Here is a 23,347-nt window from a genome sequence, read left to right as displayed (position 1 = left end):
CAGTAAGCTTAGAGAAGCACTGTAGGGTGGTAGGAGGCATTATGAAATTTGTTAAACTTTCCCTTTTAGCTTGTTTTTTATTAGTGACCATAACTGGATGCTCATTGGTTATTGAAAAAATACAACAAGTTACAGGTAATGAAGTAGAGAATGTAAGTGAAAAAAAGACAGATACACGTGATAATGTAAGCGAGGAAAAACAGATATATGAGCAAGAGTTTGTCCCCCCAACTCCTTCACCAATTCTGCGGAATATTTTAGAGGATAAGGGCAAAGGCAGGTATGCAACAGAACCATATAAAGCAGGTAGTGTTGCTGAGGCTCTTAAAGTAATGCCAGAAGGTTTAGCAGAAGATGCAGTATATGCTTACTTGCTTGGTTTGGTAGGTCAAAATTACAAATATGACTTAGAGAGTTTGTCAAGTATGTTAGCTCCCAACTACCAAGCAAAGATCAGAGTATTGTCCTATGGGGAACCCGCGGCTGATTCGAAACCTCCAGCAAAACCTTTAAAACCGACCAATATAGCTGTTTTAGTAGATGCTAGCTCCACTATGGCAAATGAGTATAGAGGAAAATCACGTTATGAATGGGCTAAGCAATTTACTACTACTTATATGAAACAATTGCCTGTAAACGCTAATTTTATGGTTCGTTTTTTTGGTCATGAAGGTGGTCCAAGAAAGAAGGATAAAGAGGTTTCTTGTTCCAAAACGGAATTAGTTTACCAAGGTTATCCCACTCAACCAGCCAAATTGAATAAAAGTTTCAGTAAAGAGAAACCAACAGGCTGGAGTCCGTTAATAGAGGCACTACATAACACGATGAATGATCTGGTGAAAAATCAAAAAGCTAACAACGAAAACATCATCTATGTAATCGCAGATAGTTCGGATACTTGTGGAGCTGATTTGACTCAACAAATCGAGGCTATACGTTCGTCTAAAATGGGTGTAATGGTTAATGTAATTGGTATTGATGTTCCAACGAAAGATGAAAATGAACTCACTCAATTAGCGGAGTCCACAGGTGGAGAGTACCAGCCAATTGAAGATATAATTGATTTGGAGCAAATAGCCCGTGTGCATGCAAATGAAGTAAAACAAGTCAATGAACCTTGGCAAGTGAGATCGATTCAAAAAATGGTCAAGGGATATCAGGTTACTCAGCAGCGTCTTGATCGGAAATATCAATCGATCGTTACAAATTTGAATAATGAACACAAGCGGCTGACGGATGCGAATATACAAATCAAAAACGAAAAGAAAATCAACCCTACAGAATATAACAAGATAAAAGGTTGGATTGATAGTCGTTACGAAGGTGTACTAGGTTTTACAGAACAAAAAATGCACGCCAAAGAAGCAGAGTTAAAGCAGTCGTTTTCAGATGCAATGATAGACATGGATAAAAAATGGAAGCAAAATGAAGTGCAATTGAAACCGTACGAAGGAAAGAAAAAAGGATTGTTAAAGCAAGCGGAAAAAGTTATTCAAGATATTCCGGACAAACCTGAGGAGTAGACAGCTATGAAGTATACATTGCAGCAGGATGAGCGTCTTGGGATTTCAAAGCCAGTTCTTTTTGTAGAATACGATCAATTGAGTGATAACGAACAAGCTAACTTTGAATTATTATGTCAAACGGTCTGTGCCAAAATACCAGAAGCGATTAAAACGTTTGAACAACGATATATGGAGTACTTTGATCAGTTGGATCGGGTAGATGAGACAGGATTTTATGAGCTGATGGGAGAGATGACTGAAATCTCGAGCTGTATCTGTGATTTAAATCTGTTGTACCTTTGGATAGAAGGAAACTTTCTATCGAATAGTGTACATGCTTGATGTGAAAGCTACTTATAGGTAGCTTTATTTTTTCGTTATATTGGAAAGTTTATCGGCTGATAGGTTATACTTAATTTTTAAGTTTTTATTTGTTTATCCATTTTATTTCGACTTCTTCGATGTGAACCTCGAAAGAGTCAAAAGTCGCCTATTTTTGTGTGACAATGTTAAAAAGCGTTACTTGATACATATGGTGTAGTATGACAGGAGGAGTTCATGATGAACTGGATATCAGAGGCAGAATCAAAGAGGGATGTTTTTTTAGATAAATTAGTAGATTTTTTGAAAATTCCAAGCGTTTTAGATGAATCAACAGCAACAGAAGGAGCCCCATTTGGAAAATCGATTAATGATGCATTGCAATTTATGTTGAATCTTGGTCAATCAGATGGTTTCACTGTCAAAAATTTATCCGGTTACGCTGGGCATATTGAATATGGAAGTGGAGAAGAAATTGTTGGGATTCTATCTCATATTGATGTAGTGCCAGCTACCGAAGGTTGGACAACTCCACCATTTTCACCAGATATCCGTAGTGGAAAGCTGTATGCCCGAGGCGCTACAGATGACAAAGGGCCTACATTGGCAGCTTATTTTGCTTTAAAGATCATCAAAGAACTAAACTTACCTGTTTCGAAACGGGTTCGGTTAATCATGGGTACGGATGAAGAAACGCATTGGAGATGTATGGATCATTATTTGTCCCATGAAGAAATGCCTTCTGTAGGATTTACTCCAGATGCAGAATTCCCTATTATCACAGCAGAAAAAGGATTTCTAGATGTACAGTTAGCAAAAGATTGGACAACTGATTCGGTAGAAGACAGTCAGTGGATTTTAGAATCTTTCCAGTCAGGAAGGCGTGTAAATATGGTTCCTGAATATGCCACAGCTATTATTGGTGGGGCAGGAGACGTATTTGAGTTGAAAGAAGCTTACCAACAATTTTTGATGACTCATCGTTTAGAAGGGTATGCCGAAGAAGCAGATGATCATGTCAAATTAGTATTGCATGGTCGAGCACATCACGGCTCCGAACCGGAGAAAGGATTAAGTGCAGCTCTGGAATTGACGAGATTTTTGATCACTCTTCCCCTTGATTCCCATGGTCATCAATATGTACAAATGATCAATGATTGTTTCGTCGATAGTGTTTTCGGTGAAAAATTAGATATGGTGACAGAAGATGATATCGTTGGGAAACTCACTGTCAATGTTGGTGTTTATCGCTATGAACGTCAAAAAGAACAGTTCATTCGTGTCAATATCCGCTACCCTATCCACGCTGATGGGAAACAACTGGGTGAAAAGTTAGATGAAAAATTAGCTGCTTATGGTTTTAAACCGTTGTATACGGATAACAAACCAGGACATTCTTTTGATAACAATCATCCTTTGGTGAAAACGTTAGCGAGAGTTTATGAGGAGCAGACTGGATTGCCTTCTCAATCTTTAGCAGTAGCTGGTGCAACTTATGCCAGAGCATTGAAAAATTGTGTTGCTTATGGTCCTATATTCCCTGGAAAAGTAGAAACAGCGCATCAAACCGATGAGTATATCGAAGTAGATGATCTGATTCGTGCGATGGGGATTTATGCGCAAGCGATATATGAATTAGCAAAATAATTGATACCTCAAAAAGACTTGAACCTCGTGGTTCAAGTCTTTTTTTATGTTTTATTTCATTTGTTTGCAAATTGGGGCGGCGGCATGACTAGTTGGTTAAACTAGCCATGCCGTCGCTATGGAGGGTGATCAACCCTGTTGTCCATTTCCTCCACCGGTTCGCTTCTTTGTTTCGATCTGGTAGTCGGGATCAGTGGCCAAGATGTCGACCATGATATTCTCCCTTCATTCCGAATGGGTCAAATAGTACCTTTCTTGTCGGAGGGGAGCAGTTACACCTCTATTTTATTTAATTTTTTGATAATAATCAAGAGTTTAATTGGGATCGCTTTCATTTTTCTATGAAAAAACCTACTGTCTAAGGAGAAGTAGGCTTTTGGGAAAATAATTGGTACAAATAGGACCCTGAATCTTTTAATTCTTTGGGTAAAGGTTTCTTGATTTTGATTGGGATATCGTTTTTCTTTAAGACGGCGATGAGTTTTAAAAATTGATCTTTTCGATAGAGTGGAGAGTTATAGTTGTTTAAATCAATCGATGTACCATCATCAAAACGAAGCGTAAATAATAGACGTAAATCGTTTTGTGTATAAGTATTTTTATGTTCTTTGATTATGTAATCAAGTTCCAATTGATTGATTTCATGCCATTCTCTCACTTTGGAATCTTCGATATTAAAAAAGGTATTATACTGGATACCGTTTTGAGTAAGTAGTAGATAGTTATCAAATCCGAGCACTGTCAAAGGTCCCATGATGAGATAGAAGATGGAAAATAAAATGAATCGAAGACGGAGCTTTTTGGCATGAAACCGATTATGGATAAAGGACAAAACAAACAAAATCAAAACAAAGAAAAACACAAATGACAGCCCATAAGATAAGTTAGTGCCGATGAGATAAACCTGCTCTGGTTTTTGGTAATTCCACTGCTGGGTTAAGATGTAAAGTACCCACAAAACAGCAGAAATGATAGTGGTGATTAACAGATTACGTGATAACTTTGAGATATTGTTCCACATTTGTCAGATGGAAACCCTCCTAAATAATGGATTTCAAATAATGTGTAATTTTTTTAAGCTCGGATAAAACATAGTCGATATCTTCCTTTGTTGTATCTTTTCCGATCGTAAATCGCAAACTCTGGTAAGCATTATCCAGATCATTTCCCATAGCCATCAATACATGAGAAGGTAAATGCTTTCCAGCACTGCATGCGGAGCCGCTAGATACATAAATTTGTTTTCGATTTAGTTCAAGTAAAATGGCTTGTCCTTCTAATCGCTCGAAGCTCACATTTATGTTATTGGGCAATCGATCAGTTGGATGACCATTGAGTACAACATCTCCTAATTGTTGCAGCCCTCTCCAACAATAGTCGCGAATTTCTTCTTGTCTTGTTTTTTCTGGTGCTAATTCTTCTACAATTAACGAAGCTGCTTTCCCAAAACCTACAATCGCAGGAGTATTGAGTGTACTTGGACGCCAATTTCTCTCTTGACCACCGCCATGTAGAAGAGGTGTAAGTCTTACTCCTTTTCGGACATAGAGGGAACCAATACCTTTTGGTCCATATATTTTATGACTGCCAATCGACAAGAGGTCTACTCCTAATTCTTCGACATCGCAAGGTAATTTTCCAAAAAATTGTACGGCATCTGTATGCAAAAGTATCTCTTTGTCTTTTATCAACTGAGCGATTTGTTTAATAGGTTGAATCGTACCTACTTCATTATTAGCAGCCATCACACTTATCAAAATCGTTTTGGGAGTAATCGCTTGTTCCACATCGAAGACGCTGATTTGTCCAAATTGATCTACAGGAAGATAGGTGACTCCAAAGCCTAATTGTTCTAAATAACGACAAGCTTCTAAGACAGAAGGATGTTCGATTGCAGAGGTAATAATATGGTTACCTCGCTTTTGCTGATAGAGTGATGTGCCAATTATTGCTAAATTATTCGCCTCCGTACCGCTGCTAGTAAAAAGAATTTCCCTTGGCGAAGATGCTCCTATCGCATGAGCAATTTGTTCTCTTGCTGCTTGAATATGAGAATGGGCTTGTCTTCCCATATCGTGTATACTGCCTGGATTTCCGAATACTTCGGAGAAAAAAGGCAGCATGCTGTCTAATACTTCTTTGCGTACAGGGCTTGTGGCTCCATAATCGAGATAAAGAGACATCCTTTTCACCATCCTTTTTTTTGAGACGAAGACTTTTCCTTCATGTTTATCATTATAACGAAAACAAACGTCAGCGGAGATGTGAAATTTTTGTTGACATTATCGCAGATCCTGCGAAAATAAAAGTGATAGATCTGTGAACAAATGTATCTTATGTGAAAGGATGCACGATATGACAGCAAGAGAAACAGATTTCCTAGTTATTGGCAGCGGGATTGCTGGTTTAACTACTGCATTATCGCTTGCACAGCATGGAAATGTGATAATTATCACAAAATCCAGTGAAGAAGCATGCAATTCCTATCGGGCCCAAGGGGGAATTGCGGCAGCAATTGGAGAGGGGGATTCTGCTAGGCTGCATTTGGAGGATACACTGCGCACAGGCGTTGGCCATGCAGATGGTGATTCTGTCGAAATGCTTGTTCAGATGGGACCAGAGATAATTTCGCTGTTAGCAGATTGGGGGACACCGTTTGATCGCAATGAAACGGGATATGCTTTGGCGAAAGAAGGTTCACATAGTAAACCGCGTATTTTACATGTGACAGGAGATGCAACAGGTAAAGGCATCATCGATTCTCTCTTGCTCAAAGCAAATCAGCATCCATCGATTTCGTTTGTTTCTCATACTATGGTAGTAGACCTTATGATGGAGGATGGTGAATGTATTGGTGTCTACGCTGCTGACCTCAATCATGGTACAACGCAATACTTTGCGCACTATGGTGTCGTGTTAGCAACTGGTGGCTGCGGTCAAGTCTATCAGTACACTACCAATGATCTGGTCTCTACGGGAGATGGGCTGGCTATGGCTTACCGTGCTGGAGCAGTTCTCACAGATATGGAATTTGTTCAGTTCCATCCTACTGCACTTCATCTTGACCGAAATCCGATGTTTTTGATTTCGGAAGCAGTTCGTGGAGAGGGAGCTGTGTTAGTAACTGAAGATGAAGTACCCTTTATGAAAAAGTACTCGGATTGGGGAGATTTAGCTCCAAGAGATATTGTATCAAGAGCAATCTATCAGGAAACGATGCATGGCCATCGTGTATATTTGGATGCGAGACAACAAAAAGACAGCTTTGCCAGTCGTTTTCCAACCATTTTTGCTACTTGTAGGGAAGCTGGTATTGACCCGAGAGTTGATCTGATTCCAGTTACTCCTGCTGCCCATTTTGTGATGGGTGGAGTCAAGACAGATCGAAAGGGACGAACCACCATTCCCAGACTTTACGCCTGTGGTGAAGTAGCGTGTACGGGTGTACATGGTGCAAATCGATTAGCGAGCAATTCATTGTTAGAAGGAGCAGTATTTGCTAGAAAGGTAGCTCAGAGTCTATCTTCATTGCCGAGAAAGACATTTACAGCTTTACAAGGTGCTGATGTATCGTTAAGATTGTGCAATAATAAACAAAATGAAGATCAGTGGAAACAACAGATTCAACAATTAATGTGGAAATATGCGGGAATAACACGGACTAAAGACGAGATGGAGCAAGGGCTAAAAGAATTAAAATCCATTTCATTACAATTGCCATCATCCTGTCTAGAATCCCAAAATATGTTACAAGTTGCACAAGTGATATTACAGTCATCACTTTGGAGAGAAGAGAGTCGAGGAGGACATTTTCGGTCTGATTATCCCGAAACCATCGAAATCTGGGCTTCTCGACAGTATACAGTGGAGGAGAAACAACTGCATGAATCCCATTCAATTGCGTCAATCCATTCGTGAGATGTTGAACGAAGATATTGGAGCAGGAGATATTACAACCGAATCACTAGTGGAAGCAAACCGCCAAAGTTCAGCTGTATTATTGGCTAAGCAACCGGGTGTTATCGCTGGTTTGCCTATTGTTGCTCTCGTCTTTCAGGAATTAGATCCGCATTTAGAGTTCCAAGCTCAGGTAGCAGATGGTCAGAAAGTCGAAGCCTATCAAAGCCTTGCAGTCTTATCAGGATCGACAAGAGCAATATTGACAGCAGAACGAGTCGCTCTAAATTTACTACAGCGTATGTCTGGAATTGCAACGCTCACACGACAACTAGTAGATCAATTAGAAGGATTAGATTGTCGGGTCTTGGATACCCGCAAAACAACACCAGGCCTTAGACAATTTGAAAAATACGCTGTACGGACAGGTGGCGGAACCAATCACCGCTTTGGACTCAGTCATGGTGTAATGTTGAAAGACAATCATATTGCTTTTGCGGGTAGTTTGCAAAATGCAGTAAAAAAGGTCCAAAAAAGTGTTGGTCATATGGTGCAAATCGAGGTAGAAGCAGATACTTTGGAACAAGTTCAAGAAGCTTTATCACTGCCTATTCATGCTTTGCTGTTGGACAATATGGACGTCGAAACATTGCGCAAAGCTGTAGCAATGATCGATGGAAAAGTATGGACAGAAGCATCAGGTGGAATTACTCCAGATACCATTCGCAGTATTGCAGAAACTGGCGTAAACGCTGTTTCAGTTGGATATCTCACCCATTCAGCAACTGCGTTAGATATTAGCTTGGACTTTGTGGAAGAAGGGATAGAGAATCATGCTTAATATTCAAACTGATTTGCAACTACCAGAAGTGTATCGCGAGATTTCTGATGGAGAACTGGATGAGAGAATAAGAAGAGCAAAAGCAACTCTCGGACGCGACTTGGTGATTCTAGGTCATCACTATCAACGTGATGATGTGATCCAATACGCAGATTTTCGAGGAGATTCCTTGAATTTATCGCAGATTGGTGCAAGAGAGCGGGATGCCAAAGTTATTATTTTCTGTGGTGTTCATTTTATGGCAGAGACTGCCGACACACTTGCTGCTGATGATCAAATTATTGTTCTTCCTGATCTGCAAGCAGGATGTTCGATGGCAGACATGGCAGATATAGAAGATGTGGAAGAAGCTTGGGAGCTATTGGTTGAGCAATTTGGTGATACGATTATCCCTGTAACTTATGTAAATTCAACAGCTGCAATCAAAGCATTTGTTGGGAAACATGGGGGAACTACTTGTACTTCTTCCAATGCAAAAGAAGTGCTCACATGGGCGTATTCACAAAAGAAACGGATCTTGTTTTTACCTGATCAACATTTGGGGAGAAATACGGCTTATGGTCAGCTGAACATTCCTCTGGAGCAAATGGTGATCTGGAATCCACATACTGCAAGGTTAGAAGCAGTTACTGGAGAATTAGATGAGGTACAGATGATTTTATGGAAAGGACATTGCAGCGTTCATCAAAAGTTTACGACAGCACATATCGAACAAGTGCGTAAACGTGATCCCGAAATCAAAGTATTGGTTCATCCTGAATGTTCATTTGAAGTTGTTCAGCAGTCTGATTTTAATGGTTCCACTGATTACATTATCAAAATGATTGAAGCAGCCCCTGTGGGAAGTAAATGGGCTATTGGCACAGAAGTAAACTTAGTTGGGCGTCTTGCTAAGGAACACCCGGATAAACATATTGAATTGCTCAGTACCACGATGTGTCCATGTTTAACGATGAATCGTATTGACCGGCCTCATTTGTTATGGGCATTAGAAAGTGTTGTAGAGGGAAATCCAGTCAATCAAATTGAGGTGGCACCAGAGATCATTCATTGGTCTAAAGTCGCATTGGATCGCATGTTTCAAGCAGGAAAATAAAAAAGTTGGAGGACTATTCCCTCCAACTTTTTCAATCTAAATAATCAGTAGGATTAACTTCTTTCCATTCTATATTGCCTTGCGGAGTGTCGCTATCTAAATCTTTGAAATCTAAAATTTTCCAATCATCGCCTTCTTTGGTAAGGATCATATTCACATATGTGTCTTTATCCTTATTGAACTCATCTACTGCAATTGCATCTTTTGGGATTCGGACGATAATGGAATGACGAGTATCGGATTGGGGATCATTAAGGTTATCTGCAATATAATACGGTTTATTTAATCCTTTTGTCATTCCTTCTTGAATAATTTTGATGATATCGTCCCTATGTTCCGAAGGATTTGCATCAGCATTGGTGGAGATGGTGGAAACTATCTTTTGATATCTTTCCTCAGCAGATGGAGAATCAGATTTAGCATATAATGCATTTATATAGGTAGCAGCGATTTCTTGCGCATCATCTAAACCTCCAAAGCAGCCCGTCGTAAAACTAAAAATCACAAATAAGGAAATAAAAACAAGTCCGTAATGCAATCGTTTTTTCAAATCATACACCTCATGTACGTAATTTTGTCACTTTTTCATTATATATAAAAATACTTATCAAAAGAATAGTTTGCATTTATTCATATACGAAATTATTTATATATCAAAACGACAAAGAGCTGGAATTTTCCAGCTCTTTGTTAATCTAAAAAATCAGTTGGTTTTACTTCTATCCACTTCATTTTATTTTTTTGAATCTTTGCTTTGACCACATCTATGTTTTCTAAATCGATGATCTTCCAACTGTCTGATTCTTTATTTAAGGTTAAAATCGCATAAGATTCCGAATCTGCTTTATTGATTCCGATGACAGCATTCGCCTCTGTAAATGTTCCCTTCGGAAAACGAGCTATGATAGAACGCAGAGTTTCTGTTTGGGGATCATTTGGATTATCCGCTATAAAATATGGTTTGCTTACTCCATTTGTCATAAATTTTTGGATAAACTTCAACATGTTTTTTTTATATTCGGGCTGCAAGAGGTTATTGTCGAACTTATTGGAGACCAGAGAGGACATTGTTTGGTATCGCTCTTCAGCGGAAGGGTCTGTTGATTTGGCAAAATACGAATTTAAAAAGGTTACACTTGTTTTTTGCGCATCATCCAACCCGCTAAATAGAGAACAACCAATAGGAAGACTAGAGATGACAAATAGGGAAAGGAACAATAGGCCATATCTGAGCTTTTTCTTCAAGCGACCCACCTCAAGATGTTAGAGTTAATAGTATCGCTCTTTAGTATAATGCAAAGAATCCTAGTAATCCAAGTAGTCTGTTGGATTTATTTTTGCTGCTCCCTGCGTTCTCTAATGATTTCTCTACCATAGATCGCTAAGATCAACTAAATAAAAGATCTCCATTTATACAATGCAGATAATTCTGATATAATCAATTTAGTTCCTCAACAAGATAGAGATTCGAGAGGAGAGGACGTTGACCATTTCTATCCTTGGTTTTGACCCGGACACAGGTGAAATCGGAGAAGCGGTATATTCCCATAGCCGCACAGCAAGTCAGTTTTTGCATGTCTCCAGAGATGGAGGGGTTGCTACACAAGGTCATACAAATGAGCGATATGGTCCAGAAGGACTTAGATTGCTCAAGAAAGGGATGTCCCCAGAAGGCATTGTCAGGCATTTTCTGGACTCTGACCCTGATCTCCTGCCCGTTCGGTGGCCAAAGTCAGGGAGGCAGCTTGCCGTTATGAATGCCAATGGTCAAAGTAGTGTTCATACAGGTAAAGATGCGCCTGCTCCGGCTGGATATAAGCAAGGCGAGAACTGCACGGTGCAAGGGAGTTTTATGAGGCGGCGTCAACAGGTGGTAGACCTTATGGTCGAGAAATTCGAACAAACCGCCGGTTTTGCCAGCCTATCCGTCCGTCTTCTGGTAGCATTGGAAGTAGGTCGAGACAACGGTGGTGCCATTGATTTCACGGGTGGTTCTGCTGCACTCCTTATTGCAAAGAGAGAAGAGACCCCTAAAACGTACTATCAAAGCGGGGTTGTTGCTCGAATCACAGTGGATAATAAAAGAAAATCTCTAGAGGAGATGAAGCTTCTCCTTCTATCATCAGCCATAGAGAAAGAGGGTTGGTCCAAATTGGGTCTATGTTGGTCCAATTTGGGCCTACTACTCCGATAAGTAATCGTGAGGGGGACTCATCGACCGGTACATGCAGATGTACCGGTCGAGTGTGCTTTGAATTGTAGCGGAATGAGCTTCAAACTCTTTCAGCAATTTTAGATTAGTTGGGAATTCTCAGCCTGAAGGATATTTAAAATGCATGATTCGATCTCTTAATACTTCATATATGTCTAACCATTTTTTACGTGTCAAGATTGATGAACTCCTTTACTGTTGATTCCATTTGTTTTGCTAAATGATGTAATAACAACTTACCTTTTTTAGCAGTAGCTCTTGTTGGAACGCCAATTGCTCCTGTTTCTGTATAGGCTTTCATCCCCAAAACGGTTAACAGATCTCTCTTTGTTGATTCTACATCTATGTATTTTTCTGTTTTTACTACATTTTTCTCTTTGTATAAATGTAACAGTATAGAAGTTTCCCCCTCTCCTGCATGCATATCTTCTGATGTTGTGGATGAGATTCCAGATTCTCTATAAGCGATTTCCTAATGCTTTCGATTAGGAGTAATTAGTAGCCTAGGTCTATCAACATTCATTTCTTGGGCTATATTCCCCAAAAGATAATTTCCTCCATGACCATTTACAATAACCAATTTTTAATCCCTTTAAATCAGTCCAAGTTGAGAATTTGTCCATGTTTTTGTTCCCCTTTAACATGTGCCAAGATACCTATTACTATAGTGTATGTCAAAATATATTCCGAATTATATCAATTTTACTTAAAAGAAAACGACGCCGTATAAAACAGCGTCGTTTACATCTTATTTTGCAACAGTCTTATGAATATAAGCGGTGGTTCCATTTGATAGACGGATCTTATGGAATTCTCCTGACATTCCTAACTTTGTCAGTACAGTACCTTTTGATACTTTTGCAACCACTGGAGCATTCATAGAAGCAGAAGCACGAATGTTAGCGGAACTTGCTGTTACGGTTACTACCCATTTCTTTGCGACCAAGTGACTGATATAAGCAACTTTACCGCTTGCAGTTTTGACTTGGTACCATTCTCCATTGTCGGCAACCAATAAGTAGTGAGAACCTTTTTTGGCCTTTTCCACCACAGAGGAGGAAAGGTTTGGTGAATTTCTTACATTTGCATTGTCTTCGGTTACTTCGACATAGCCTGATTCTGATTTAAAGGTAAGACCTGTATTGAGGTCACCATTATAAATAAATCCTTTACGGCCATTGGATAGTTTTACTTGGGTGTAGTTTCCGGAAGTTCCTGTACGAGTCAGCGTAGTATTTTTCGCTGCCGTCGTTATTTTGAAGGAACCAGTGGAAGGTCCTGTCCATGCGGTAGCATCTTTGGTTGTTTTTACATAACCCGTTGCTGGTTTTAGACCGACACTCATATCTCCACGCCAAGTGCCATTACTCGTTCCAGTGTGAATCCAAACAGGAACACCTTCGTAAATGCGGTTATACAGATCGATTACTTGCTCGTTTAACATCCGAATACAGCCATGAGATGCATGGGTACCGATGGAGCTAGGTTGATTGGTACCATGAATACCAAAAGATCTTCCATTATCCCCATTGACACTAAACCCGTTCCAGCGAGGACCTAATGGGTTATTTGGACCAGGTGGGACGTCTTTCCAACTTGGACCATTGATCTTTACCACAATTGGGAAAGTTCCCTCAGGGGTTAATTCTTTGGTTTTACCTGTAGCTACGCGATATGTTTTTACTACTTTTCCGTTCTCATATAAATATAGATAGTTTGTCGTTTTGTTTACTTCGATTTTTTTGGTTATTACCGATTCAGCAGCAAAAGATTTTGTTGGTAGGCCTATCAAAGGCAAAACTAGCGCGAAAGCTGCCATAATACCAATGAAACGAAACTTTCTCAAATTATTTCCCTCCAAATTTAGCTCACACTCTTCCAATAGAAGAGATATTTCCATCATATCGAATTGTCTATCTATTTGGATAAGGAAATTGTTAAAAATGTACTAACTTTTTTGTTCTTTTCATGATTTTGTATCTTTGCGAAAAGATGGCAGCGAAGTTTGCTTTACTCTCTAGGGAGACTCATTTAAGATAAAGGAATTAGGGGTTTTAAAAGGAGAGGGAATTTGATGTATCACATGATTTTATTTGATGTAGATGGGGTTTTATTGAGTGAGGAGCGCTGTTTCGATGCTTCTGCTTTAGCTGTGTGGGAATTGTTATATGGACCCCATTTTCTAGAGCTGACAGAAGGGAAATTTACGACGACTCCTGCTGAAGAGCAGATCAGATATATTCGAAAAGAAGTATTCCAAGAAGATAAGATATTAGATTGGATGAAAGATCGGGGAATAAATGCCAATTGGGATATGGTATACCTTGTTTTTAGCACGCAATTGATGCTGCTGCTGGATAAAATTGATCCAACTTTTGTGCGAGACTGGATTGCAAAACCAATTACGGAAGAATCTTTATTAGCCTTAAAAAAACAATCCCGTGAAATTAGGCCTGATTTTACTTTTTTCTCTGCTATATTTGATGAATCCAAAGGGAAACTTAATCGGGATGAGTTACTGGTCTACTTCAATCAATATGTACAAAAACAATTTGGTGTCGAGGTTGATTATTTCTCTCGTGTGAGCTCCCTGTGGGAACTTGGACGTTCTGTTTATCAGGAGTGGTACTTTGGGGAAAAATTATTCCAAGAAGAAGAAGGGTATGCTAGAACGAAAGGAAAACAAGGATTTTTATATCAAGAAATTCCATTGGCCCCAATTGAAGAATTACAACAATTATTTTCCGATCTTACGAAGCAAGGGATCACACTTGGAATTGGAACAGGTCGACCTTATTTGGAAATGGAAGTACCGTTACGAGAAATGGGATTGTTGGCGAATTTTGATGCCAATCGCATTGTGACCGCATCTGATGTTGTTTCAGCAGAGGAAAAGTATCCAGATGAAGCACCGCTTGGCAAGCCTCATCCTTTTACCTATTTGTTAGGATATCTTGGAGAGCGAGCAGCAGATCAAAAGGCACTGGGGCTGTCACTTCCGATTAAAGATGGGGAAAAGCTATTAGTAGTTGGAGATTCTGTCGCAGATTTTCTCGCAGCACAGTCGATTGGATGTCACTTTGCGGCGACGCTGACAGGCTTGACAGGGCAGGCTGCACGAGGAAAATTTGAAGAATTGGGTGCAGAGTACATTTTAGATGATGTAATGCAACTGAGAACGATCATAACAGCTTGACTAAAAGAAGATTTTTTTCGCATAATAGAAGAGAAGAATAAACAGCAACTTACTTTTTGGAGGGATTTTAGTATGCCTAAATATGAATTGCCAGCACTTCCATATGCTTTTAACGCTTTGGAACCACATATTGATGCACTGACAATGGAAATCCATCATGACCGTCACCATGCTACATACGTAAATAACTTGAATGCAGCTTTGGAAGGGCAAGATGTTGCAGATCAATCCATTGAAGAATTAGTTGCTAACTTAGATAAATTACCAGAAGGTATTCGCACTGCTGTTCGTAACAACGGTGGTGGACATGCGAACCACAGTTTCTTCTGGCAAATCCTCAGCTCAAATGGCGGCGGAGCACCAACTGGTGAAATTGCTAAGGCAATTGATGACACCTTCGGCAGCTTCGATGAATTGAAAGCAAAATTTGCAGATGCAGCTGTTAAACGTTTTGGCAGTGGTTGGGCTTGGCTTGTTGTGAAAAATGGTAAATTGGAAGTTACTTCTACTGCAAACCAAGACAGCCCGCTTACCGATGGTGCAACTCCAGTCCTTGGCTTGGATGTTTGGGAGCATGCATACTACCTCAACTACCAAAACAAACGCCCTGACTACATCGGTGCATTTTGGAATGTAGTGAACTGGGATGAAGTAAATAAACGCTATCAAGCAGCAAAATAAGTTTCTAAAAAACAGCCATTAAGTTGGCTGTTTTTTTATTTGTCAAATCCAATTGCTGGATGGAAAGCTTTGCCGGTAGTTTGTGTATGGTGATGTCCGTATAATGGGACAAGTGTTCCGAATCCCATTGTCCCAAACAAGAAAGAGGAGGACATCATTTAATGCTTACCAAATATGTATTAGTTTTATCATCGTTATTTAGTTTTATTTTCGTACATGAACAATCGCCACGCTTGGCGTCTTCTACGATTCATCAGCAAACAAAACAGAGTATAAAAATAAAAGATGCTCAACAACGCTTACAAAAATTAGGACTGTATAAACAGACTGTCAGCAGTCAATATGATGCATATACACGTAATACATTTGCACAATTTCAAGCGAATTATGATTTACCGATCAATGGGACATTGGATCAGAAGACAAGTGAAAAACTTCATCAGTTAACAACTGTCAAACCAGCCCCAGTGAAAGTAACTGCAAAGCTTGAAAAACCGAAAGTGATCAAAGTAAAAGCAAAAGCGAAAAAACCGAAAAAATCTCATGTAAAAAAATATCCTGCTGTCCATGCGACAGAAGCAGAAGTAAGACTATTGGCAAAAGCTGTTCATAGTGAAGCTCGTGGAGAAAAATTTAAAGGAAAAGTAGCAGTAGCAGCGGTTATTTTGAACCGTACAGAAGAAAAAGGATTCCCGCACAGCATTAGAGGAGTTATTTTCCAGCCGAAAGCGTTTACAGCTGTCAGTGATGGTCAATTCAATCTAAAACCGAGTAAAGAAGCATACCGGGCAGCTCGTGAGGCGCTTGAGGGCTATGATCCAACTCATGGGGCGATTTTCTACTATAACCCTCAAATTGCAACTTCCGGCTGGATGATACAAGAAGCGAAGAAGCATGATAGTGTAAAAATCGGCCGACATGTGTTTTTTAAATAGATGGCAGGAGCAGATCCCTTTGGATCTGCTTTTTTTGGTATACTTTTTTTGTAAAGTTTGGATTTCAATATGGATCTTTTTAATTGTGTGACCTGCTAAAGAGAATGCTTATTAGAGCATCAAAACATGGGAGTGATAGGTAGTGCCTGTTATTCGATTGGAAACAATGATTGATGCACCGCCTTCAAAATGCTTTGATCTATCACGAAGTATCGATATACATATGCAATCAACAGCTCAAACGAAAGAAAGGGCAGTAGCAGGGGTAACAAGTGGACTTATTGATTTAAACGAAACTGTAACATGGGAAGCGATTCATTTTGGGATCAAGTGGCGATTGACTTCCAAAATTACAGCGTTTGAACCCCCACATTTTTTTGTCGATGAAATGGTGCAGGGGCCGTTTAAAGGGTTTCGGCATGAACATCATTTTGTGGAGCATGAAAAGGGGACAAAGATGATCGATTCTTTTGATTTTACATCTCCTTTAGGGCTACTAGGGAAGGCAGCAGATCGATTATTTTTAAAGAAGTATATGCGGAAGTTTTTGTTGATTAGAAATCAATATATCAAAGAGATGGCTGAAAAATATGATCATAAAAAATGAGCGTCCCCTAGTTCTAGCTGGTGGAGATGCTCTGTAATAAATTTGAGGTCAATGTTAAGTTGTTCGTGAAGTTATTGACTACTCATCCATGGTTGTCTCTCCAGTTGAAGTAGGATTCTTTCTTTGATTCCTAGGCGTTTTTTGATTGAGGCTTTAGCGCCATCATGTGCAAAATTCCCACTATAATCAAGTGCACCCTTGATCACCATAACTACCACATCCTATGGTCGTCACACGATCAAGGGTGCTTTCTCTCCGACACTAGGGATAAAAGCTAAAGTACATCCTTCTATGCTTTTTGATTCATATGTTTATTAAATTAGAAACAAGCAGATTATAAGGTCTGCTTGTTTCTTTATGGGAAGGTGATTAGTTTTCAGGCGGCCTCTCATCTCAGGGGATGGAGGCCAGTCTGTCCGAACTGTTCCCCGCTCAGTGGGGGTAGATGGAGTAGAGGGTGCCGAGCCAGATCAGCTCGGTGACAAGAACCACGCCGACGATCCAGGCGAAGACAGCACCAGACTGCTGACCCACACGAGTCTCGATCCGACGGCCGATGAGCTTCTTGACCCGGGGCATCACCATGAGCGTCACCAGCAGCGCGAACGAGATGCTGGCGAGCGGGAAGTTCCAGAGGATGTACACCTCGAAGACGATGAGCAGGATCGCGAACAGGATCACGCGGATGTGTTCATCGCGGTCGTACTTCTCCACGAGCTTCTTGATCATGTGACCGAGCCCGTTCAGACCCTCCCAGAAGAGGAAGATCATCAGACCGGCGCCCACGAGGGAGCAGGCGTTCACCAGGCTCACAGGAGTCAGGATGGGGGCCAGACAGAGGACGATTCCCAGCGCGATCAGGCTGTAGATGAGCCGAGCGAGAAATCGAGTCCTCCAGAGCTCCTTGATCCCAAAGTTGAGCAGGTAGTAGTTGATCTGGAGCTTGGCGATCTTACGGCTGCGGCTCGTGGAGTTCACGGCAACTCTCTTTCATGAATTCGGACAGGTTGATGTTTCTGTATATTATTGTACCGTAGTTTCCCTATATCAGGGAACAGAAAGGAGATTTTGTTTCAAATAATAGTAATCCTTCCAATTTGATTACACTCTTCTGCAAACCAAACACTACCGTCCTGTGCAACTGCAATACCATGTGGTTCTGCGTTAATAGTAGGGATGAGGTATTCGGTAATCTCTCCATTTAATGTAATCCGTCCTATTTTGTTGCTACCCCATTCCGTAAACCACAAATCTCCCTGCAAACCAGCAGTAATAGCATGAGGACGTGCATTTGCGGTAGGAAGCGGAAACTCTGTTATTTTTCCATCTACTGTAATTCTCCCGATTCTATTTCCGTTGATTTCCACAAACCAAATGGCCTCGTCGGTTCCTAATGTAATGCCCACAGGACCAGCTTGAGCGGTTGGCAGAGGGTATTCTGTTATGTCTCCATTTGAAGTAATTCGTCCAATTTTGTTTCCAGCATTTTCGGTGAACCAAACTGCTCCATCTGATCCAAGTGTCAAAAAGGAAGGATAAGCGTTAGGAGTTGGGATTTCGAACTCACTGATTTGTCCATTTGCAGTGATTTTTCCAATTTTATTAGCCAGCAACTCTGTGAACCAGATGTCTCCATGTAAACCTTCCGCAATCCCATATGGTCCTGCGTTTGCTGTAGGGAGAGGGTATTGTGTAATCTGTCCATTTGTTCCGATTTTCCCTAACTGATTGGCTCCATTCTCACTAAACCAAATTTCTCCATTCGATGTAGCTGTGATAATCATTAAACCGGCGTTTTCAGTAGGAATAGTGAATTCTTCTACTTGTTCATTTTTATCTATTCGTCCAATTAGGTTTCCTTTGTTTGCAGTAAACCAAACATCACCATTTTTTCCGATTGTCAGTCCATAAGGTGCGGCAAAAGTAGAAGGTAACGGTGTTTCTTGAACAAGTATCTGCATATGTTGTCCACTCCTCTATTGTTGTTTTAATTCGTTTCTTTGCTTGATAAGGGCAGTAAATTGTTGTTCTAATTCTGATGTAGGTGCAACACTTAGAAGACTCAACACTTCGGTTATTTTGGTCTCGATCAACAGACGTTTTTCTTCCTTTTTCGCAGGTATTTGCTGTTGTTGTTGAAGCTCTTGATAGGAGCCAGCATATGCATGGATAGTTTGCTTTTTGATTTCTACTATGTCTGTTGCAACGTTTTGGATAAATTGTCGATCGTGTGAGACAAAAATAACCGTTCCTTCATAATGGGTTAAGAGGTGTTCTAAAGATTGAATGCTCTCCATATCTAGAAAGTTAGTAGGTTCGTCCATTAATAACACATTGATATCGCTCAAAAATATTTTAGCGAATGCTACTTTCACTTTTTCCCCACCACTAAGTACTCCAACGGATTTGAATACATCGTCACCACGAAAGAGAAGACGTGCTAACACCGTTCGGATCACTTTAGGAGGTTGGATCGCCGTAGTTTGTACATTTTCTAATATAGACTTTGATTCATCTAAAATATCGATGTGTTGGCTGAAGTATCCAAACTTTACCCCTAAGCTGATGTGAATATCATCAGATTTTGCTTGCAGTCGTTTGATCAAGGTCGTCTTTCCGCTGCCATTTGCACCGATAATGGCTGTTTTCGATCCAGTTTGAATGGAGAATGAAGCCTTTTCCCAGAGAACTTTTCCAGTGATTGAAGCGGTAATATCTTTGGCTTGGATTATGGTTTTGTTCAGTAAAGTGGATTCACTTGCCACATTCATTTTGACAACAGGCAAATCTTTTGGTTTTTCTACCTTTTCCAATTTACTGATCCGGGTTTCGAGTGCTTCGATCGACTGATGAACGCCTTTTTGTTTGGTTCCTTTTTGCATTTTCCATAATTTGGATTCGGAGGTACCCATTCGCTTAGAAGGTGGTTTGATCATTTTTTCTGCTTTTTGTTTTTTGAGCAAAATGGCGTGTTCCAGTTGTTTTTTCTTTTTTTGATATTGCTCGTATTCGATGGCTTCCCTTTTTCTTTGCTGTTCTTTCCAAGTAGTGTACATTTGATAGTTGCCAGAAAAAAAGGTGACGGTTTGGTTTTCGACTTCCCATATTTTATTGCAAATGGTATCGAGAAAAGTTCGATCATGGGAAATGATGACCATTGCACCTTTGAAGCGCAGCAATTTCTGTTCAAGTTGTCGGACGTTTTCTATATCTAAATTACTCGTTGGTTCATCGGCAAACAAAATGTCAGGTGATTCAGCAAATGCAGCTTGAATGGCAGCATTTGTCTTTTCTCCACCACTTTGATTGGTCAAGTTTTTCTGTATTTGAGGGATGAGACTGATCTTTGCATGATTATGGATTTCGCCTTCATCGGACGACTCTGTTCCCATCAATATATTTAATAAAGTCGTTTTCCCTGTTCCATTTTGCCCGATCAATCCAATTCGATCTCCTTTGCCAATCCGAAGTTGATCAATCGAAAAAAGGAGTCGTTCTCCGATTGCTTTCTTTATATGATTTGCTTCTATCACTATCATAAAAAAACCCCCATCCATATTTTCTGGATAGAGGTTTAGGCGTAACAAAAGATCGTATACTCCCAATGTACGAGAGCATACGGTTTTATTGTATAAAAAAGCCTATACCAATCCTATCCAGACAAAAATTTCATATTGAAATGTCTTTTAGAGATAGGATTAGTAGATCATTGGCTTTTGGTTCACCCTTTCAAATTACAATCAAAGGAACTTTATCATAATGTTTTTATTTATGCAAGTGTTTTTGAAGAATAGCTTCTTTTCATCTGCTTTGCTATGAATTAAGATGAGATTAAGTGGTCGAACTTACAATGGCGACTCTCCAAACATCATAGCTGAGAGGAAAAATACATGATTCGTCTGTTTGTTACCGATTTGGACGGTACTCTTCTGAACAAAGATAACCTGATCGACTCGGATAATTTGAATGCCATTCAAAAGCTCCAGCAGGCAGGTATTCAAGTTGCTTATGCTTCTGGTCGCAATGAGTACGAAGTGGATTTGGTCGTGAGCACTGTTCCGGGTGTTTTCCATCGTATCTGTCAGAATGGTGCCTATGTCTATGTAAACGGTACAGACTGCATTTTTGAAGAATACTTCGCTGCCGATTTGGCAAAGCAGATTTTTCGAATCGGTCAGGCATCTAAAGCGCACTGTTTTATTGGTACAGCTCAGGAAATGATCACGACAGAGGCAGAGGACAGCTTCGGTTATCCAGAGCATATGATTCCCAAGGGTCTAGTGTGCGATATCGCTGTTGAGCAGCGAATTGGGGTAAATGTGCAACCGAGCAAGTTTTGTTTTCTTGGTAAGGAAAAGGACTTGCTTGATTTGCAGGAAGAGATGCTTGACAAATTCCGTGGCAAGATTGATACCTTTATCTCGGGGTCGTCCTATTTGGATGTGATGCCAACTGGTATTCATAAGGGAAATGGCATCCATCGTCTGGCAAAGCATCTTGGGATCGATCCCTGTTCAGAGTCAGCTGGTATTGGGGATTCAGCAAATGATATCCCCATGTTCGGTGAGGTTTCTCTTAGCTACGTGATGAGGGGCGCCAAACCACACGTTCGAAAAGCGGCAAAGCGTGAAGTCTCTTCTGTCAGCGAAGCAGTCGACTTGGTACTGGAGCATAATGCGAGTCTGGCTTCGTAAAAAAGAGAAGAAGAAAAAGGTGAGCCAGACAGTTGGTATGATTCGCTGATGGGAAGGGTCTGGTCTTTTATAAGATCAGACCCTAAACATATTTTCTAACGTGCATATGATATTTAAAAATAAAATGGAAGACAAAATAAAAAACAAGGATAACCTTCCTTGTTTTTACATCTATAGAAAAGTTAGAATTTGCTGGGGCACGGCTCCCCCCTTACAGATGTAGGGGAGAGCCGTGCCGCCGCCCGTGTTACTGCCGGTGATACGGGTTGTTGGCGCCGGCGGTGCTGCCGTCGTACGTGCCACCGGTGTGGCCCATCGGCCTGTTGGCCTCACGCGCCGCCTTCGCGTCGGCGATGCGCCTTGCCTCGGCCGCTGCCTCCGCCTTCTTGTTGAAGTAGCGGACGAACGAGTAGATCCAACCGGCGACCAGCACGCTGATGATCAGGAACTGCACGAAGTACATGGCGGTGACGACCGCGTAGATCATGAGCGCCGTGAAGATCGTCATCACGATCGGCCCCGCGATGAGACCGAAGGTGTCCTCCACCGCTTCGAGGTAGGGCTTCCCCCAGGTCACGAACGCGAGGGCACGCTCCTTCAGCCACTTGAGCCTCGCCCGGAACTTGGCCTGCATCTCCTGCTGATCTTCCTGCATTGGTTCCTCCATGGAACGGACGGTACGTACACTTGCTGCTTTTATCATATCAGAATCTTTTTCTTTTGACATTGATTTTATTTAAAAAAATTAAATTTAAAGGAAAATTCTTTCTGCCATTATTAGAAATAGGTCATTTTTTCTACATTGTACAAAAAATCACTGGTGCATATTGTAAGAGAAGTTGTTGCTCTTTCTGAGGATGCTTTTGAATACATGATCCCAAAAGGAAGAGAGAAGTCTTAAAATTTATATAGAAAAACGAAAAACAAGACTCCAATAGAGAATCTTGTTTTTTGCATCTATAGGAAGGTTAGAATTTAGCGGCGGCCGATCTCCGTCTGTTTTCACAGATAGAGACCGGCCCTGTCCAACTAGTGGGTGTTTTACCGATCAGCCCTTGTCGCCCTTGGATGACTTACGCTGACGAACCAACGTGACGATGGCTGCGATGATCACGTTGAGGTCGATGATCATTTCCGCGAGGATCACATCGAGGATGTTGAGCAGTATCAAGTAGATCACATCGAGACCGATGAGAAGCATCCCAAGGATGATCAGCCAGTACTCGATGGTGCTGGTTTGCCATGCGATGACAAGGAGCATTGGGAGCAGTAGGACAAGTGCGCCCGTGTACTTCAGTACATGGTTGAGCTTGCCCAGCATCTCACCTAGCTTCACACCACCGATCAGGTACACGGCTGCGATCGACAGGTATACCATCCATCCACTGAGGTAGATGCTCACCAGTAACCCAGCACCGAAGGCGATGCTGAGCTGCCTCAGGTACGAGAGCCGGTTTACACCTTTGCCCATGGCTATGGGGATCATGATGATCCATGTGATTCCCATGATCCAAGGGGTCAAGTCGAGCATCATTATCCCCATAAAGGCGATGCTCATCGGGATGAGTCCGTAGAAAGTCCACCGCTTGATCGAGGGGAAAGACTCCTCTTCGACCCTCTTTTCTATTTGAGAGTCGAACTTACGCCTTAACGCTTCAAGCATCGTGCTGGTTCACCTTTCAGCGTGAACTGCTTTTCAGCAGATGTTGGACGGT

The 23,347-nt window shown here is 40.9% G+C and carries 23 protein-coding genes; 12 read left to right on the top strand and 11 right to left on the bottom strand.

Going from position 1 to position 23,347, the window contains the following annotated elements:
- The first annotated feature begins 41 nt into the window (after positions 1-41).
- The 3 genes from AC5WOE_RS02950 to pepV all read left to right on the top strand — a co-directional run bounded on the left by AC5WOE_RS02950 (position 42) and on the right by pepV (position 3,473).
- A complete protein-coding gene (locus AC5WOE_RS02950) occupies positions 42-1,523 on the top strand; it encodes a VWA domain-containing protein (protein ID WP_496048503.1) in 1,482 nt (493 codons plus the stop codon).
- A gap of 6 nt (positions 1,524-1,529) precedes the next feature.
- Positions 1,530-1,847, top strand: a complete 318-nt coding sequence (locus AC5WOE_RS02945; RefSeq protein WP_496048502.1) for a hypothetical protein — start codon at positions 1,530-1,532, stop codon at positions 1,845-1,847.
- A gap of 219 nt (positions 1,848-2,066) precedes the next feature.
- Positions 2,067-3,473 carry a dipeptidase PepV gene (gene pepV / locus AC5WOE_RS02940; RefSeq protein ID WP_496048501.1) on the top strand — a complete coding sequence of 469 codons (1,407 nt, stop codon included), beginning with the start codon at positions 2,067-2,069 and terminating at the stop codon, positions 3,471-3,473.
- Positions 3,474-3,831: 358 nt separating this feature from the next.
- On the opposite strand, the gene AC5WOE_RS02935 is transcribed toward pepV, so the two are convergent.
- Both AC5WOE_RS02935 and AC5WOE_RS02930 read right to left on the bottom strand, forming a co-directional pair.
- On the bottom strand, positions 3,832-4,494 hold the full coding sequence (locus AC5WOE_RS02935; protein ID WP_496048500.1) for a hypothetical protein: 663 nt from the start codon (positions 4,492-4,494) through the stop codon (positions 3,832-3,834).
- 19 nt (positions 4,495-4,513) lie between these two features.
- Positions 4,514-5,656 (bottom strand): cysteine desulfurase family protein, encoded by a 1,143-nt coding sequence (locus AC5WOE_RS02930; protein WP_496048499.1) that lies wholly within the window; start codon positions 5,654-5,656, stop codon positions 4,514-4,516.
- A gap of 172 nt (positions 5,657-5,828) precedes the next feature.
- Here AC5WOE_RS02930 and nadB point away from each other — a divergent pair, with 172 nt between their 5' ends.
- Genes nadB through nadA form a run of 3 tightly spaced genes read left to right on the top strand, consistent with a single transcriptional unit; the run spans position 5,829 to position 9,307 of the window.
- A complete protein-coding gene (nadB, locus tag AC5WOE_RS02925) occupies positions 5,829-7,391 on the top strand; it encodes an L-aspartate oxidase (RefSeq protein ID WP_496051877.1) in 1,563 nt (520 codons plus the stop codon).
- Entirely contained in the window at positions 7,357-8,211 is an 855-nt protein-coding gene (gene nadC, locus AC5WOE_RS02920) for a carboxylating nicotinate-nucleotide diphosphorylase (protein WP_496048497.1), read from the top strand. Before nadB ends, nadC begins: the two co-directional genes overlap by 35 nt.
- On the top strand, positions 8,204-9,307 hold the full coding sequence (gene nadA, locus AC5WOE_RS02915) for a quinolinate synthase NadA (RefSeq protein ID WP_496051876.1): 1,104 nt from the start codon (positions 8,204-8,206) through the stop codon (positions 9,305-9,307). Before nadC ends, nadA begins: the two co-directional genes overlap by 8 nt.
- Before the next feature lie 31 nt (positions 9,308-9,338).
- On the opposite strand, the gene AC5WOE_RS02910 is transcribed toward nadA, so the two are convergent.
- Positions 9,339-9,857: a hypothetical protein gene (locus AC5WOE_RS02910; RefSeq protein WP_496048495.1), complete on the bottom strand. Its 519-nt coding sequence runs from the start codon at positions 9,855-9,857 to the stop codon at positions 9,339-9,341.
- 140 nt (positions 9,858-9,997) lie between these two features.
- Positions 9,998-10,552 carry a hypothetical protein gene (locus AC5WOE_RS02905; protein ID WP_496048494.1) on the bottom strand — a complete coding sequence of 185 codons (555 nt, stop codon included), beginning with the start codon at positions 10,550-10,552 and terminating at the stop codon, positions 9,998-10,000.
- Between the two features lie 238 nt (positions 10,553-10,790).
- On the opposite strand from AC5WOE_RS02905, the gene AC5WOE_RS02900 reads away from it, so the two are divergent.
- Positions 10,791-11,501 carry a DUF1028 domain-containing protein gene (locus AC5WOE_RS02900; RefSeq protein WP_496051875.1) on the top strand — a complete coding sequence of 237 codons (711 nt, stop codon included), beginning with the start codon at positions 10,791-10,793 and terminating at the stop codon, positions 11,499-11,501.
- Positions 11,502-11,685: 184 nt separating this feature from the next.
- On the opposite strand, the gene AC5WOE_RS02895 is transcribed toward AC5WOE_RS02900, so the two are convergent.
- Both AC5WOE_RS02895 and AC5WOE_RS02890 read right to left on the bottom strand, forming a co-directional pair.
- The gene (locus AC5WOE_RS02895; RefSeq protein WP_496052039.1) at positions 11,686-11,967 is read right to left on the bottom strand and encodes a creatininase family protein; all 282 of its coding nucleotides are present in this window, start codon (positions 11,965-11,967) and stop codon (positions 11,686-11,688) included.
- A 300-nt stretch (positions 11,968-12,267) separates the two neighbouring features.
- On the bottom strand, positions 12,268-13,365 hold the full coding sequence (locus tag AC5WOE_RS02890) for a L,D-transpeptidase family protein (protein WP_496048491.1): 1,098 nt from the start codon (positions 13,363-13,365) through the stop codon (positions 12,268-12,270).
- Positions 13,366-13,593: 228 nt separating this feature from the next.
- On the opposite strand from AC5WOE_RS02890, the gene AC5WOE_RS02885 reads away from it, so the two are divergent.
- The 4 genes from AC5WOE_RS02885 to AC5WOE_RS02870 all read left to right on the top strand — a co-directional run bounded on the left by AC5WOE_RS02885 (position 13,594) and on the right by AC5WOE_RS02870 (position 16,938).
- Positions 13,594-14,715 (top strand): HAD family hydrolase, encoded by a 1,122-nt coding sequence (locus AC5WOE_RS02885; protein WP_496048490.1) that lies wholly within the window; start codon positions 13,594-13,596, stop codon positions 14,713-14,715.
- A gap of 72 nt (positions 14,716-14,787) precedes the next feature.
- Complete coding sequence (locus AC5WOE_RS02880) at positions 14,788-15,396, top strand: superoxide dismutase (RefSeq protein ID WP_496048489.1); 609 nt, start codon at positions 14,788-14,790, stop codon at positions 15,394-15,396.
- A gap of 161 nt (positions 15,397-15,557) precedes the next feature.
- Positions 15,558-16,331, top strand: a complete 774-nt coding sequence (locus AC5WOE_RS02875; RefSeq protein WP_496051874.1) for a cell wall hydrolase — start codon at positions 15,558-15,560, stop codon at positions 16,329-16,331.
- Positions 16,332-16,473: 142 nt separating this feature from the next.
- Positions 16,474-16,938 carry an SRPBCC family protein gene (locus AC5WOE_RS02870; protein WP_496048487.1) on the top strand — a complete coding sequence of 155 codons (465 nt, stop codon included), beginning with the start codon at positions 16,474-16,476 and terminating at the stop codon, positions 16,936-16,938.
- 432 nt (positions 16,939-17,370) lie between these two features.
- Here AC5WOE_RS02870 and AC5WOE_RS02865 read toward each other — a convergent pair whose 3' ends face one another.
- From AC5WOE_RS02865 to abc-f, 3 genes are all read right to left on the bottom strand, one after another.
- Complete coding sequence (locus AC5WOE_RS02865; protein WP_496048485.1) at positions 17,371-17,916, bottom strand: hypothetical protein; 546 nt, start codon at positions 17,914-17,916, stop codon at positions 17,371-17,373.
- Positions 17,917-18,011: 95 nt separating this feature from the next.
- On the bottom strand, positions 18,012-18,899 hold the full coding sequence (locus AC5WOE_RS02860; protein WP_496048484.1) for a Vgb family protein: 888 nt from the start codon (positions 18,897-18,899) through the stop codon (positions 18,012-18,014).
- Positions 18,900-18,914: 15 nt separating this feature from the next.
- Complete coding sequence (gene abc-f, locus AC5WOE_RS02855) at positions 18,915-20,477, bottom strand: ribosomal protection-like ABC-F family protein (RefSeq protein ID WP_496051873.1); 1,563 nt, start codon at positions 20,475-20,477, stop codon at positions 18,915-18,917.
- A gap of 351 nt (positions 20,478-20,828) precedes the next feature.
- On the opposite strand from abc-f, the gene AC5WOE_RS02850 reads away from it, so the two are divergent.
- On the top strand, positions 20,829-21,632 hold the full coding sequence (locus tag AC5WOE_RS02850) for an HAD family hydrolase (RefSeq protein WP_496051872.1): 804 nt from the start codon (positions 20,829-20,831) through the stop codon (positions 21,630-21,632).
- Between the two features lie 247 nt (positions 21,633-21,879).
- Here AC5WOE_RS02850 and AC5WOE_RS02845 read toward each other — a convergent pair whose 3' ends face one another.
- Entirely contained in the window at positions 21,880-22,287 is a 408-nt protein-coding gene (locus tag AC5WOE_RS02845; RefSeq protein ID WP_496048481.1) for a hypothetical protein, read from the bottom strand.
- A 393-nt stretch (positions 22,288-22,680) separates the two neighbouring features.
- Positions 22,681-23,295, bottom strand: a complete 615-nt coding sequence (locus AC5WOE_RS02840; protein WP_496051871.1) for a hypothetical protein — start codon at positions 23,293-23,295, stop codon at positions 22,681-22,683.
- Between the last annotated feature and the right edge of the window lie 52 nt (positions 23,296-23,347).

This window comes from Shimazuella sp. NTD248 (genome assembly GCF_059510395.1).
This window is presented reverse-complemented; position numbering and strand designations above follow the sequence as displayed.